Raw genomic sequence first — 13639 nt, 5'->3', positions numbered from 1 at the left:
GTAGGGCGTCGAGACTGCCGACGACCGGTCGGCTCTGCCAGCATGGAGGGATGCGACCGCGTTCAGCCTTCCCCCTAGCCGTAGCCGTCACCGGGGCTGCGTGCCTCACCTATGCGGCGGCCTACGAGGCCCGTTCGTTCCGTCTGCGCCGGGTCGAGGTGCCGGTGCTGCCACGCGGGGCGCGGCCGGTGCGGATTCTTCAGGTGTCCGACATCCACATGGTCTCCGGTCAGCGCCGCAAACAGGAGTGGCTGCGTCGACTCGACGCGCTGCACCCCGACTTCGTGCTGAACACCGGCGACAACCTCTCCGACCCGGACGCCGTACCCGAGACGCTGGACGCGCTCGGCCCGCTGCTCGGCCGGCCCGGAGCGTACGTGTTCGGGTCCAACGACTACTACGGCCCCCGCCCCAAGGACCCCACCGGCTACCTCCGCCGCGACGACGGCACCCGCCGGCTCGGCCGGGAGAACCCGTGGACCGACCTGCGCGACGGCTTCGACGCGGCGGCCTGGGAGAACCTCAACAACGCGCGCGGCCGACTCAAGGTGGACGGCCTGGACATCGAGCTGGTCGGCTTGGACGACCCGCACATCGACCGGGACCGCTACGAACAGGTCGCCGGCGGCCCCGACCCGACCGCGGACATCTCGCTCGCCGTCGTGCACGCCCCGTACCTGCGCGCCCTCGACGCCTTCACCGCCGAGGGCTACCCCCTCGTGATCGCCGGCCACACCCACGGCGGCCAGGTGTGCGTCCCCTTCTACGGCGCCCTGACCACCAACTGCGACCTCGACCGCAAGCGCGCCAAGGGCCTCTCCACCCACACCTCCGCCGGCCGCGAGGCCTACCTCCACGTCTCCGCCGGCTGCGGCACCTCCCGCTACGCCCGCTTCCGCTTCGCCTGCCCTCCCGAGGCCACCCTCCTCACCCTGACCCCCCGCCAATCCACCCCCGGCACCCCCGCCCCCACCCCCCGCTAAACCGGATTTCGCCTCAGGCCCCCGACCCGCTAAGCTGAACGCGCAGCATCGGGGTGTGGCGCAGCTTGGTAGCGCGCTTCGTTCGGGACGAAGAGGCCGTGGGTTCAAATCCCGCCACCCCGACCAGCAGGTCAGAGGCTCCATCGGAGAAATCCGGTGGAGCCTCTGTCGTATGTGTGGCGCGGTTGGGTCCGCGTCGGTTGTCGCAGAGGTAGTGGCAGCACGCGGTTGGCCGACTGCTGCGATCGGGCGGCCGACGGTGGGTCGCGTGGTCGGCGGGTGAGGGGTCGTCCGTCGTGGGGTGGCGCGGTGTCATGCGCCCATGTGGATGTGGGCGGACCACAGGGTCGGGAAGTTGGGGAAGCGTCGGCGCGTCAGTCGGGTCGCCCGGTGTACACATGCCGCGGTGTGGGCCGCGTCGAAGTCGTGGGACTCCAGGCGGGCGTAGATGCGTTTGGCGATCTCGGCGGCGATGGTGTCGTTGACTTCCCACAGGGTGCCGATCACGTACGGGAATCCGGCCAGCTGGAAGCTACTGGCCACGTGGATGGACTCGTCGGCCAGGTCGCGCTTGGTCACGGCCGTACTGCAGGCGGACAGGTAGGCGAACTCGGACGTCTCCAGGCGCAGTCGGGAGATCTCCAGCACGCTCAGCGGATGGGCGACATGGTCGTGGACCAGGAGGTGGCTCCGCGACGGATCGGTGGGATCGGCGCCGGCGTGGCAGGCGAAATGGACCCAGGGGTGAGTGGTCAGGCCGGAGAGCACGGCCTCACGGGTCGCCTCGCCGGCGATCAGACCGCTCATCGTCGGGAAGACGTCGGTCAGGTGGTCGTACTCCTGCCGGGCGCCCGGCAGGTTCGATGCGCCCGGCGTGTGGGGCATGGCGACGGCCAGGATCCTCGGCGGGTGGGCTGCGCCGGCGGGCTCCGGCCGGATCCGTCGTGCGCGGGCGTGTGCCAGGGCCCGGACGGTGGGCGTGTACGAGGACACGACCCGGTCCATGACCGTGCGTCCGGGCTCGCCCTCGCGTGTTTCGAGATGGTGGCCGGCGGCGTGCAGCGGTAGGAGCGCGAGCGGGCCGCAGGGGACCCACCACATGCGCTGCGGGTCGAGTTCGGCCACCGGGTCGGTGAAGCCGAGCCGTTCGAGGACCGGCTCTGCCACCTTGTCCCAGAGCCACGGCAGGATGTCGTGTGCCATGGCGTGTTCACCGGCACGGCGCGACGTGGCGGAGGTGTTGATGCGTCCGATGAGTTCGTGCATGCCGCCGAGCAGGTCGTGCAGGTCCTCGTAGCGCGCCTCGGGCAGCTCGCACACCCGGACGCCGTCCGTGGTCAGGATGAGTGCGTCGCACCGGTATCGGCTGACGTTGACCACGACGACGGGTCCGCTGTGCGCCTCGGCGGTCAGTTGCGCCGCCTGCGGAGGCAGCAGGAACCGCTCCAGGCCGGACAGCGTGCGCACTCGTGCGAGCAGCGCTTCCAGTTCCTGAGCCATCGTGCGTCGCCGATCCGGATCGTGCTCGCCCTCGGCCGCTTCGGCGCCGGCGCTCGGGGCGAACGCCGGTCCCGCGGCCCGGTCGGCGAAGGTCTCGCCGTCCAGCCGGGTACACAGGTAGGCGAACCGATCCGCCAGCTCCGAGTCGCGCTCGCGCAGTTCCGTCAGGTCCGTACGGGACTCCAGCGCCTGCCCCAACAGCACGCCCCGCCCGACCTCGAGCAACTCGACCGCCTCCTCGGGCCGGCCGGTGGTCAGCGCGCACGCCGCCGCGTCACTCGCCAGCCGCGAGTACTCGGTCATCCACCGCGTTGCGTCGGCACGCACGAGGCCACGTGCCGCCAGCCGCGGCAGCAGGCCCACACCGAGCGCGAAGCCGCGTGCCGCAAGCTCCGGCTGTTCGAGGAGCACGGCGAGTTCGCCCCATTCCCGGGCGGCGGACACCCGGACCGACGTGGGGGCGCTGCTTCGGGAGGCTGCCGCCTGAAGCAGCCCGATCGCCTCCTCCACCATCCCTTCGTCGCCCACGGCCAGTCCGTACGTACTCAACGAAGCGGCGAGGTTGAACTCGCACCGGGATCGGAACGGGTGGTCGTCGGCGGTTGCGGTCATCGCGTCGCGTCCCACCGAGATGGCTTCCCGCAACGCGGACTCGTCTCGCGTCAACTGGTGGTACAGACGCAGCGAGTTGCCGAGGTTCGATACGGCCGTGGCCTGTTTGTGGCCCGCTCCGAGCGTGGGAGCGGCGACTTGGCGCTCGATCGCGATGGCGCGCTGCAACATGTCGGGATCCTCGGAGTGCTCGGCCTTGGCCTTCAGTGAGACCGCGAGGTTCGCCAAGTACATCCAGCGGTTGGGGTGATCCTTCGGCGCGGCCTCCACCGCCTCGGTCCCCAGGCCGATCGCCTCGTCCAACGCGTCGACGTCTCCGGTTCGGCGGAAGCGCTCGTGCAACTGTCCGACGAGGTTCGAGCGGTACAGAGGGGCGTCCGGGTGGTCGACGGGCGTCTCGCGAACCACGGCGCGTACGACCTCGCCTGCCTCGTCGAGTGCGGACAGGTCTCCGGTGTGGCGGGAGTACTCGTCGAGCGCGCCGCCGAGGTTGTACAGGCAGGTTCGCCAGGTCGGTGTGCCACGCGGCGCGGCCGAGACCGCTCGGCGCGACATGACGATCGCCTCGTTCAGGACGGCCGGGTCCCCTGCCCGTTCGAACCGACTACGCAGCAGAATGGCGGAGTTCACCAGGAGTGCCGCCGGCGCCTCGTCACGGTCGGGCACGGCGGCCAGTGCGGCGGCGCTCGTGCGCAGGGCCTCGTCCAGCAGGGCGGATTCACCGGTGTGCTCGTACAACAGCCGCAGGGAGTCGGCCAGGCCGTCCAGGGACACGTACCGCTTGGTGTTCGCCTCCGGTGGGCTGCGCACCACTTCGCGTCCGGCGTCGACGGCCTCCTGCAACAAGTGCAGTTCGCCCGTGCGCTCGAACGACGTACGCAACGCCGCAGCCAGATTGTGCAAGGACTTCATGCGCTCCGGGCTCGTCGCGGGCGCGTGCTCCACCGCACGACGGGCGGCGGCAACGGCTTCCTCCAGCGCGGCCAGGTCTCCGGTCTCTTCGAACAGACGTTGACACGCCAGGCCCAGAACCCGCAGCCGGCCGACGAGCCGGCCCGGGTCCCGGCTGCCGTCGGCCACCGCATTGCGGGCTGCGTGGACCGCCAATCGCACCGCATGCGGATCGGCCCCGTTCTCGATGCGCAACGCCATTGTCTGGAGCAGGACTTCCCACGTTCCCTCGTCGTCCGGCCTCGGCGCCAGCGGGGCGGCCGGCGGTAGCTGGTCCGGTAACGGCAGTTCCGCGCCCATGAGTTGCACCAGAACAAGCAACGCACTGGCCGTCCGCGCCTCGGGCACCGCACGCTCGTCGCCGAAAGCCAGGCCCCGATGCCAGTGCAGCAGCCCGACAAGGTGGCACGACTCCACGATCTCCCGCGCGCTCGTCGTACAGGCGAAGAGCTCGACCGCCTCGGTCAGAGCCTGTGCGTCGAGCAGCCCGTACGGTCCTCCGGTGTCTTCGAGTCGGGATCGGAGGGCCGTCGTCCACTGCTTCCGCATGAGCTCTCCATCACTGCGTTCTCCGGCGAACCCCGTGGAGTCGCCGATAAACTGAGCGGATGTCAGAGATTGTCGAGGCGCTGACCGACAGCATTCTGCACGCCGGCGAGGTGCTTCTTCGAGAGCATGGTGCCTGCCCTCGACCCCAAGTCCACATCCTGGCCGAGGACATGGACCAGCCCTACGTCGGATTCGTTACGTGTCGGCCCTTCTACCGGGGCGCGGACGCGGCCAACGCACTCGCGGGCCTGGGGCTGCTTCCGTCGGTGCTCATGGCGACCCGGCTCGTCGTCGCGTGGGAGGACTGCGACCTGCGCACCGCGCTGGAGATGCCCGGGGAGTTCTTCGCGACGGGTATCACCGTCCTCGACGCGAGGTTCCAGGAGCACACCCTCCGCTGGTACCCCTATGACGTCGAATGGGGAGACCCCAGCCCGTACGGCATACCCACCGTCGTCCCGGGCTGGCGTACTCCCGCGCGATACGAGAATGTGCCGCTGTTGGCGCCGATCGAGGCTCTGCTCGACGTGTGGCGGACGTTCCGGGACGACGACATCCAACAAACCGCCACCGAACTCCAGGACGCGGGCTACGAGTTGACCATGATCAAGCGCTGACCGGTCCGGGCTCGTTCGGGCCCGCCTGCCTCGTCGTCGGACCGGGCGCCGAGGCGCCCGCCGGGCCCGCGGGCGGCGCCGCCGGCTCGTCCTGGTCGTCCGTCACCCCATTCGGTTGATATCCGCGCGAGCTTCCGGGGTCACCGAGCAATGCCCGCTCCCACGGGGTGAGTTCGTCCTGCGGTTCCGTCATTGCGGGTTCCTTTCGGGGCTTTTGACCAGTTCCACCACGTCGACATCGGCCATCCGAAGATAGATCCCGTCCGTGGACTCCACTCGAGGTCCGAAGGAGCCGTCCGGGCCCATCCGGTACGACGATTGCAGATACAGGTCGGCTTCCTGTGGATAACCCGAAGCGTACGACCGGGTACCGAACCATCCTCCGACCCACGTCCCGTCCTTGAGCCGGGCTCGCACGAAGCGCGGCCCGCTGTCGGCCCGGGTGCCGAAGGCGTAGTCCCACGCCGTGGGTACCGGCCGGTACGCGGAGCGGGCACGTCGCCGTTCCCGGTACGACACCGCGGCGGCCGCGGCCGCCGGCGCTCCGAGAAAGAGCACCAGCGCCCAGAGGCCGATCATCCGCGGGTGCTCGAGCGCCAATGCGCTCGGCCCGGACCGCTCCGCCTTGCGCCACGCCTCGACGAGAACCGGTCCGGCGACGAGCACGTACAACCCGTCCAGCGCCACACTGGCCGTGATCGCACGAAGTATGCGTTCCCCCAACTGCGCTTCCCCGGCGACCGGGCCTCGCAGCCGCTCGCGGAGGAACTGGTAGGTCAACCCCGGCAGAAGAAACAGCACAAGGGCCACCAACTGGCCGACAGTGGACGGCGGTTGCATACCTCCCCCTTCATGTGGTCCCGCCGACGAGCCTGCCAGACGACCGGAGGCCCTATCGAAGAAATCCGATAGGGCCTCCGGCACATCTCCTGCACGAAAATTCAGCACACGCCGGTTGCCGACGCCATTCGTCAACGGGCCGCCGTACCGGCCGCCGTCCCAGCCGTCCGGGGCTGCGCTCGGGCCGCTCGGGTCGCGTCAGTTCTCGTAGTGGTAGCGGCACTGGGCAATCAGGACGGCGTCCTCGGTTGCCTTGTAGATCAGTCGGTGCTCGTCGTTGATGCGGCGCGACCAATAACCCTGGAATCCGTGCTTGAGCGGTTCCGGTTTGCCGATCCCCTCATTGCCGTTCCGGGAGATGTCCGCAATCAGCGTATTGATGCGCTTCAGTGTCCTGCGGTCCTGGAGCTGCCACCACAGGTAGTCCTCCCACGCACGGGAGGAGAACGTGATCTTCATGCGCCGGACCTCACTCGTCGGGCGTAAGCTCACGTACGGTGCCGCCGCCGCTTTCCAGCTCGTCGATGGACGCGAGCAGGCGCCGGGCGTTCGCGGGGCTTCGCAACAGGTAGGCCGTCTCCTTCAGGGACTCGTAGTCCGCCAGGGAGACGATGACGACCGGGTCGTGTCCGGCTCGGGTGATGACAACCTCTTCGCGGTCGTCGTTGACGGAATTGAGCACCTCGGCATAGCGCGCGCGAGACTCCGAATAGGTCATGGTCTTCACAGCCGACCTCCTTGTTGTACAAGAAACTGTACGTCATGTCTCAGGGTGCGGCAAATGCTCGATCGACGCCGGGAGCCAGGCCGTCAGGGTCGAGGAGGGCGCGCAGGACAATGGCGGGGTCGGCGTCGGGTGGGCCGGCGGGACGCCAGGTGGTTCCGTCCTTGGTGTACGGGTACCACAGGCCGTCCCGGCCCAGGCGTAGTTGGGCGGCTCGGCCCTCGACGGTCCAGCGGTTGCGCCGGGCGCGGAGTCGGGGTGGCTTGCCGTCGGGCCAGTCCGCCCGCAGCGCCTCACGGTCGCGCTCCAGGCGGGCGACGGGCGGCGTCCAGTCGTTCTCCAGCACGTCCAGGGATGCCGCGCCGCCATGCCGCCACGCGTGGGTCGCGGCGGCGAGTTCGCGGGGCGTACGGCCGTAGTTCGAGCAGATCCGAGCGAGGACCTCCGGCGTCGGGTGGGCTGCCGCGAAGCGGACGGCATCCTGCCATTCGGTGAGCGGGACGGGCGGGATGCCGTCCGCGTGCCGGTCGCCGAGGGCTGCGGCCAGCAGGTGACGGGCGCGCGTCGCGGCGTCGGCGGCGAGCAGTTCGAGCGCGGCGGGGTCCACACCGGGCTCCGGGAGCGCCGAGTCCACCAGTGTGGGGCCGCGACCGGGCCGATCGGGCAACGGCGGGGGCGGGGGCAGGGGCGGCAGCTCGGTGCGGGAGGCGAAGGCGAGTCCGGCCGGATCGGCGGTCCGGGCCGGGGGTACGGCCGGGCCCCCGCCTACCGCGTCGGCCGCGGCTTCGGCCGCCGCGCGAGCGGTGTTGCGACGGCCGAGCTCGTCCATCAGCTCCCGCTCGCCGCGCCCGCGCAGGAGCAACAGCACGAAGGGGTCGCGGTCGAGCAGTCGGGCGACCTGGTAGCACAGGGCAGCGGCGTGTTTGCAGGGGTAACCCCAGTCGGGGCAACAGCACTCGGGGTCGAGGTCGCGGGGGCCGGGCAACAACGGGACACCCGCCGCCGCGGCATCGTCGGCGAGCCCGGCGGGCATCTCGCCGTCCAACAGTGCGGCGATGTTCGCGGCTCGCTCGGCGATCATGTCGAGCAGTCGGTCCCACTGCCGGTCCGTCAGCTGCTCGACCCGAACCGTGGAGCGGTACGGGGTGCGGCGGCTACCGTGCACCGGGGCGGCGGCCGTGCCGCGATTGATGGTGACCCGGTCCACCGCGCCGCCGCGCGCGTAGGTCCGGCCGCGCTGGAGGCGCCCGGAGTCCAGGGAGGACTCCTCCAGGGCGCGCAGCCATTCGCGGCCCCACCAGGACTCGGCGAACGGCGCTCGACTGCCCTCGGCGGGCGGGAACGCCTCGAAGGTGCGGACGGTGTCCTGGTCTTCCGACCGGGTGCGCCTGGTCATCGTCCCGTCCCTCGCAGCGTCGTTGGCGTGGTCTCCCGGTCCGACCCGGCATGCCCGGTCATCGTCCCGTCCTTCGCAGCGCGACCAGTTCGGCCAGTTCGTCGTCGCCGAGTTCGCTGAAGGCCGCCTCGCCCGAGTCCAGCACCGAGTCGGCCAGTTCGCGCTTGTGCCGCAGCATCTCCGCGACCCGGTCCTCCACGGTCCCCTCGGCGATCAGTTTGTGCACCTGTACCGGCTGGGTCTGTCCGATCCGATAGGCACGGTCGGTGGCCTGGTCCTCCACCGCCGGGTTCCACCAGCGGTCGTAGTGGATGACGTGTCCGGCCCGAGTCAGGTTCAGGCCGGTCCCGGCGGCTTTCAGGGAAAGCAGGAACACCCTGTGCTCGCCACGCTGGAAGGCGTCGACCATCTCCTCACGGCGCTTGACCGTGGTGCCTCCGTGCAGGAAGAGCGTGTCCACGCCGCGTTCGGCCAGGTGACGCTCGATCAGCCGGCCCATGGCCACGTACTGGGTGAAGACCAGGGCCGATCCCTCCTCCGCCAGGACGGTGTCCAGGAGTTCGTCCAGGAGTTCCAGTTTCCCGGAGCGGCCCGGCAGTTTCGCGCCGGCCGGCTCCTTCAGGAACTGCGCGGGGTGGTTGCAGACCTGCTTGAGACCGGTGAGCAGTTTCAGCACCAGACCGCGTCGGGCGATGCCCTGCTTCCCCTCGATCTCGGCCATGAGTTCGCGCACCAGGTGGCAAACAGCCCGACGACCGCTTGCGAGGTCGCCGGGCCGTCGACTCATCCGGGCTCGGGGGCTTCGTCTTCGCGGGTGTTCATCTCCGCGAAGACGATCTTGCCCGGTCCCGGTCGCTCGGCTACTCCCCAACAGGTCGCGACGGAGTGGATGATGAGCAGGCCGCGACCGCTTTCGGCGTCTCCGGTCGTGGCAGGCGCACACACGGGTCGGGCGGGGTGGGCGTCGGCGACCTCGACTCGCACAACGCCGGTCGCGCTGTCGTAGGCGAGTCGTAGCGCGAAGTCGGTGTCCGGAACGCAACCGTGCAGCACGGCATTCGCGGCGAGTTCTCCGACCACCAGGGCCACCGTTTCGGATGCCCTGCTGCCGTACGGGATGCCCCAGGTCGCCAGCTGGTACGTGGCGAGACGACGTGCCTGGCGCGCACCGCTCCCGGTCGCCGCGAAGCACCGGGTGAACACGCGTGCGGTGGCGCCGACTTGCATCAGTGGAAAGGTCATCCCCCAGAGTTCGCAGCTCGACGGAGCCGAGAACAGGGATTGTGCCAGTACAACCGGATCTGTACTGGTTGACCATATGGACCGGGTGAGTAACCCACCGTGACAATGGACCCCGTTGCCGGGGCTCGGGAACGGAGGGTGGCAGGGATGACGGCGGAGAATGGCGGCAGGTGCGGTGAACCCGAGTTGTCGGACAGTCTCAAGACGTTCGGCGTGGTACTCAAGGCTCTTCGAGACGAAGCCGGTCTGACGCAAGAGGAGTTCGCGCCACTCGTGGGCTACTCGGGTCACTACGTCGCCAAGATCGAACAGGGCAGACGCTTCCCGCCCAAGGACCTGGTGACACGCTCCGAAGCGGCACTCGGACCGACCGCGGGGCGCGTGCTGAAGGCGGCGGCGCAGAGCTTGTCGCGCAAGGCGGGATTGGCGTCGTGGTTCCGGCAGTGGGCGGGGATCGAGGAGGACGCGGTATCGCTGTGCACATACGAGTGCCGGGCGGTTCCGGGACTACTGCAACCAGAGACGTATGTCCGAACCATCTTCGAGCGTAGGCTGCCGCCGCTGTCCGAAGACCAAATCGAACAGCAGGTGGTCGCTCGACTCGAACGACAGCGCCTACTGATCGAACGACCGAACACGGCGTTCAGCTTCATCATCGAACAAGCCCTGTTGGAAAGGCGCTTGGGAGGCACGGGAGTCACTCGTGCCCTGCTGGACCACCTCCTTGCACACACCAAGCTGCGCAACGTGGAGATTCAGGTCATGCCTTTGCGTAAGGAGGACCACGCGGGCATTGACGGTCTCATTTATCTGGCCGAGACCACCGAGCACAACTGGGTCGGATACTCCGAGGGCCAACAATCCAGCGTTCTGATCACAAGTCCGAAAGACGTGAGCGCAATGCTCCAACGCTATGGCAGGCTGCGCTCGCAGGCCCTCGGCCACGATGCCACGGTGAGCCTGTTGGAGGAGATGCGAGGAGCGCTATGAGTACCCCAGAGTCGACATGGTCCAAGAGCAGCTACAGCGGCAGCTCCGGCGACAACTGCGTCGAGGTCGCCGTGCTCCCCGAGATGATCCATGTCCGAGACTCCAAGGACGTACGCATCCAGGCCCTCGTCGTCTCGCCCACCGCATGGTCCCGCTTCACCGCGCACACGGCAGGCAACCGGGGCTGAGTACCGCGACGGTGGCCAGGCAGTCGGCCACCGTCGCGGCGAGGCCGCCGGGCGCAACGGCTCCGCGCCCGAGGCCAATTGCTTCGCGAAGCTCGCGCGGCGGACGATCCCACGTCGCCGATTCCACCGCGACCGCGATAGGTCGGGTGATTCGTCAACAAACCGAACGCTTGGCACCGAATAGTCGCAAACACGCGCGGAGCGCCGTGCTGCCGGCTACCGTTGATGGTGGCATTTCGGACGCGAGGGGGAAATCGCGTGGATCCGTTGACACTTGCTGCGGCATCCGCAGTGGTGGGGGCTATGGCGACGCAGACCTGGGAGCAGGCACGCCAGGTCGTGGTGGCGTTCTGGCGGCAGCGCCGTGCCGAGGAGGTCCCGGCCATCGAGGCCGAACTGGCGCACTGCCGCACCGAGGTGACCGAGGCACGCGCGGTCGGAGACGGTTCCGTCGAAGAGGCCCTGATCGGCGACTGGCAGCGCAGGCTCAGGCGGCTGCTGTCCGAGGACCCATCACTGCGGGCCGAGTTGCAGCGCGTCCTCGACGAGGAGCTGACACCGCTGCTCCCGGACGCCGCACGCGCCGACATCACCAACATCCGGATGAGCGCCAACGTCTCCGGCCACGGAGAGGCCTATCTGGCCGGTCGCGACATGACGGTCAAGAAGACCTCGTCATGACGCAGCCATCGCTGCCGTCCCCGGACGAGGACCCCGCTCGGTCGGAGCTGCACGCTTCGGTGAACGATCACGCCTCGGCGTACCTGTCCGGCCGTGACATGACCGTGGACAACAGTTCACGCACCCACCACAACAAGAGCATCGTCAAGCAGTTGGGGCCGTTCACGCTGGTCATGCTGGTCACGGTCGCCGTGGCCGCGATCGTCGCCGTGGCGTGGCTCGTCGGGCGCGTGACCGAGGACGACGGCAAAACGCCGGCCGCGACCTCGGCCGACACCGAGATCACCATCGAGCCGAGCTCGGGTCCTCCGGGGACGCCCATCCGGATCTCGGGCACCGGGTTCCAGCCGGGCAAAATCGTTCAGGTGATCTGCCAGGATCCGATGAATCCGCAGCTCGGCGAGTTCCGCGCGGCCGCGGATGGCTCGTTCTCCGGAAAGGCCGTCATCCCGGACGACGATTGGATCAGGAAAGTCGGCGTCCAGCTCGCGATCGTGGCGGCGAGCGGCCAGGCACAGGACTCGGACCAGCAGGGCTTGACGTTCTTCACCGTACGGCGTTACTGACTTCGGCTCGTCAGGGTGGTCTTTGTCGATGTGCCCGATGGGCCTGGGGTGCGGGCTGTATCTCGTGTTGTGTGAGATATGCGGATGGGGGTGGGCTGACCGCTGAGGGGCGGCAGCGTCGGGAGGCCGTACGGCGGCAGGCGGCCGAGTTGTTCGAGCGGAAGGTCAAGGCACCGGAGATCGCGCGACGACTGCGGGTGAGCCCGAAGTCGGCCTACCATGCGAGGCTGGTCCCCGTGGACGGGACGATCACGGCGGACGCCCGCGAACGCGCCGCCGGACGAACGGACGGCGGACGGCGTGAGCGAGGTCTGGCGAGGGCTGCAGCCCCTGCGCGTGGCACCCGGCTGGCGGATCGACATCAACAGCCTCTACGCCGTGGACCCTTCACCGGAGACCATCGAGTGGTTCTACGGCTCCGCGCTGGTGAGCGGCCACCGGGTGCACGACGGGCTCTGCTTCGACGCGCGCTGGGAGCCGGAGGGCGATCCCAAGGGGGCCTACGGCGTCGACTTCCTCCGGCTCGCCGGATTCGGACGGAAGGGACGGAGCACCCGCGAGCCCACCCCTCTCGGCACCTGGACCACCAGGAGCCGGACCGCGCTCGTGACGGCCCTGGAGGAGTTCATGTTCACCGGGAACCTCCCCGCCGGCCACACCGCTCCGCCGCCGTTCCCGAACCATCACGATTGACTACCCGACTTCGGCTCGTCAGGGTGAAGGCTGACCGCCGCGGGCCGTGAGCGTCGGGAAGTGGTACGGATCCAGGCGGCCGAGCTGTTCGAGCGGGGAGTCAAGGCACCGGAAGTCGCGCGACGACTGCGGGTGAGCCCGAAGTCGGCCTACCAGTGGCACGAATTGGGGCGGGAGGGTGGGGCTGGGGCACTGGCCTCCCGCGGCCCGAGCGGATCTCGATGCCGTCTGTCCCCGCGCTGCCTGGAGAAACCGGCCGTGTACCTGGAACAGGGCCCGGCAGAACACGGTCGGGTGGAGGACCAGGTGTGGACCGCGGCGCGGGTGGCCACGCTGATCAGCCGGAAGTTCCCCGTCTCCTACAGCGTCTCGGGCGCCACGAGGCTGATGCACCGGCTCGGCTTCGGCCCGCAGGTCCCCGCGCGGAAGGTCGCCGAGCGCGACGAGCAGGCCGTCACTGCGTGGAAGGAGGCGACCTGGGCGGAGGTAAAAGAGCGCGGGCGGCCTGCGGGGGCTACATCTGCTTCGAGGACGCGGCAGGCTTCACCCGCCGGCCGCCCAAAGGACGCACCTGGGGCCGACGGGGCCGCACCCCTGTCGTGACGGTCAGCGGCCGGCGCTCGGAACGTCTGTCGGTGGCCGGGCTGATCGCCATGCGGCCCGGCTCCCGTACCCGGCTGTGCCACCGTCTGCGATCCCATCCCGCGGGCAGAGGCAAGCGCCGCAGCATGGGCGAGCGCGACTTCATCGCGCTGATCGACGGCGTCCACCAGCTGGTCAAGGCGCCGATCGTGCTGGTCTGGGACCGTCCGAACACCCACGTCTCCCACGCCATGCGCGACTTGATCGCCGAACGTGCCTGGCTGACGGTGTTCCTGCTGCCCGCCTACTCGCCGGACCTCAACCCCGTGGAGTGGGTCTGCGCACACGTCAAGCGCAGCCTGGCGAACCTCGCCGTGGTCGCCCTCGACCGACTCGAGGCCCTCGTCCGCAACCGGCTCAAACGCCTGCAGTACCGGCCCGAGACCCTCGACGGTTTCATAGCCGGCACCGGCCTGACCCTCGCCACCCCAACGTCACCCCGACAAGCCGAAGTCAGTAGTGCGA

Annotated in this window: 15 protein-coding genes, 1 tRNA gene and 2 pseudogenes; 10 read left to right on the top strand and 8 right to left on the bottom strand. The window is 69.4% G+C overall.

Features of this window, described 5'->3' with window-relative positions; all coding sequences use genetic code 11:
- The first annotated feature begins 50 nt into the window (after positions 1-50).
- A complete protein-coding gene (locus tag ACFZBU_RS27485) occupies positions 51-983 on the top strand; it encodes a metallophosphoesterase (RefSeq protein WP_391586340.1) in 933 nt (310 codons plus the stop codon).
- 49 nt (positions 984-1032) lie between these two features.
- Positions 1033-1109 (top strand) — tRNA-Pro (locus ACFZBU_RS27480).
- Positions 1110-1295: 186 nt separating this feature from the next.
- On the opposite strand, the gene ACFZBU_RS27475 is transcribed toward ACFZBU_RS27480, so the two are convergent.
- Complete coding sequence (locus ACFZBU_RS27475; RefSeq protein ID WP_391586339.1) at positions 1296-4595, bottom strand: CHAT domain-containing protein; 3300 nt, start codon at positions 4593-4595, stop codon at positions 1296-1298.
- Positions 4596-4654: 59 nt separating this feature from the next.
- Between ACFZBU_RS27475 and ACFZBU_RS27470 the strand changes: the two genes are divergently transcribed.
- Positions 4655-5212, top strand: a complete 558-nt coding sequence (locus tag ACFZBU_RS27470) for a hypothetical protein (RefSeq protein WP_391586338.1) — start codon at positions 4655-4657, stop codon at positions 5210-5212.
- Here the strand turns inward: ACFZBU_RS27470 and ACFZBU_RS27465 are convergent.
- The 7 genes and pseudogenes from ACFZBU_RS27465 to ACFZBU_RS27435 all read right to left on the bottom strand — a co-directional run bounded on the left by ACFZBU_RS27465 (position 5202) and on the right by ACFZBU_RS27435 (position 9399).
- A complete protein-coding gene (locus ACFZBU_RS27465) occupies positions 5202-5405 on the bottom strand; it encodes a hypothetical protein (protein WP_391586337.1) in 204 nt (67 codons plus the stop codon). The genes ACFZBU_RS27470 and ACFZBU_RS27465 overlap by 11 nt on opposite strands.
- Positions 5402-6187 (bottom strand): DUF6338 family protein, encoded by a 786-nt coding sequence (locus ACFZBU_RS27460; RefSeq protein ID WP_391586336.1) that lies wholly within the window; start codon positions 6185-6187, stop codon positions 5402-5404. Before ACFZBU_RS27460 ends, ACFZBU_RS27465 begins: the two co-directional genes overlap by 4 nt.
- 63 nt (positions 6188-6250) lie before the next feature.
- Positions 6251-6511, bottom strand: coding sequence for a Txe/YoeB family addiction module toxin (locus tag ACFZBU_RS27455; protein ID WP_391586562.1), 261 nt, complete (start codon positions 6509-6511; stop codon positions 6251-6253).
- A gap of 10 nt (positions 6512-6521) precedes the next feature.
- Positions 6522-6779, bottom strand: a complete 258-nt coding sequence (locus tag ACFZBU_RS27450) for a type II toxin-antitoxin system Phd/YefM family antitoxin (protein WP_391586335.1) — start codon at positions 6777-6779, stop codon at positions 6522-6524.
- A 40-nt stretch (positions 6780-6819) separates the two neighbouring features.
- Positions 6820-8172, bottom strand: coding sequence for an SWIM zinc finger family protein (locus tag ACFZBU_RS27445; protein WP_391586334.1), 1353 nt, complete (start codon positions 8170-8172; stop codon positions 6820-6822).
- Positions 8173-8230: 58 nt separating this feature from the next.
- Positions 8231-8908: pseudogene (locus ACFZBU_RS27440) on the bottom strand (DEAD/DEAH box helicase); the annotation flags it as partial.
- A 47-nt stretch (positions 8909-8955) separates the two neighbouring features.
- Positions 8956-9399, bottom strand: a complete 444-nt coding sequence (locus ACFZBU_RS27435; protein ID WP_391586333.1) for an ATP-binding protein — start codon at positions 9397-9399, stop codon at positions 8956-8958.
- Positions 9400-9561: 162 nt separating this feature from the next.
- Between ACFZBU_RS27435 and ACFZBU_RS27430 the strand changes: the two genes are divergently transcribed.
- The 7 genes and pseudogenes from ACFZBU_RS27430 to ACFZBU_RS27400 all read left to right on the top strand — a co-directional run.
- Complete coding sequence (locus ACFZBU_RS27430; RefSeq protein ID WP_391586332.1) at positions 9562-10404, top strand: helix-turn-helix domain-containing protein; 843 nt, start codon at positions 9562-9564, stop codon at positions 10402-10404.
- Entirely contained in the window at positions 10401-10592 is a 192-nt protein-coding gene (locus ACFZBU_RS27425; RefSeq protein ID WP_391586331.1) for a DUF397 domain-containing protein, read from the top strand. Before ACFZBU_RS27430 ends, ACFZBU_RS27425 begins: the two co-directional genes overlap by 4 nt.
- Positions 10593-10895: 303 nt before the next feature.
- Positions 10896-11273: a hypothetical protein gene (locus tag ACFZBU_RS27420; RefSeq protein WP_391586330.1), complete on the top strand. Its 378-nt coding sequence runs from the start codon at positions 10896-10898 to the stop codon at positions 11271-11273.
- The gene (locus tag ACFZBU_RS27415; RefSeq protein ID WP_391586329.1) at positions 11270-11839 is read left to right on the top strand and encodes a hypothetical protein; all 570 of its coding nucleotides are present in this window, start codon (positions 11270-11272) and stop codon (positions 11837-11839) included. Before ACFZBU_RS27420 ends, ACFZBU_RS27415 begins: the two co-directional genes overlap by 4 nt.
- A gap of 300 nt (positions 11840-12139) precedes the next feature.
- The gene (locus ACFZBU_RS27410) at positions 12140-12532 is read left to right on the top strand and encodes a hypothetical protein (RefSeq protein ID WP_317872977.1); all 393 of its coding nucleotides are present in this window, start codon (positions 12140-12142) and stop codon (positions 12530-12532) included.
- Positions 12533-12592: 60 nt separating this feature from the next.
- Positions 12593-13135 carry a winged helix-turn-helix domain-containing protein gene (locus ACFZBU_RS27405; RefSeq protein ID WP_391586328.1) on the top strand — a complete coding sequence of 181 codons (543 nt, stop codon included), beginning with the start codon at positions 12593-12595 and terminating at the stop codon, positions 13133-13135.
- A pseudogene (locus ACFZBU_RS27400) lies at positions 13051-13614 on the top strand (transposase); the annotation flags it as partial. The gene ACFZBU_RS27405 and the pseudogene ACFZBU_RS27400, both read left to right, overlap by 85 nt.
- Positions 13615-13639 lie beyond the last annotated feature (25 nt).

The organism is Embleya sp. NPDC008237 (assembly GCF_042956465.1).
In the GTDB taxonomy this organism is placed as follows: domain Bacteria; phylum Actinomycetota; class Actinomycetes; order Streptomycetales; family Streptomycetaceae; genus Embleya.
This window is presented reverse-complemented; position numbering and strand designations above follow the sequence as displayed.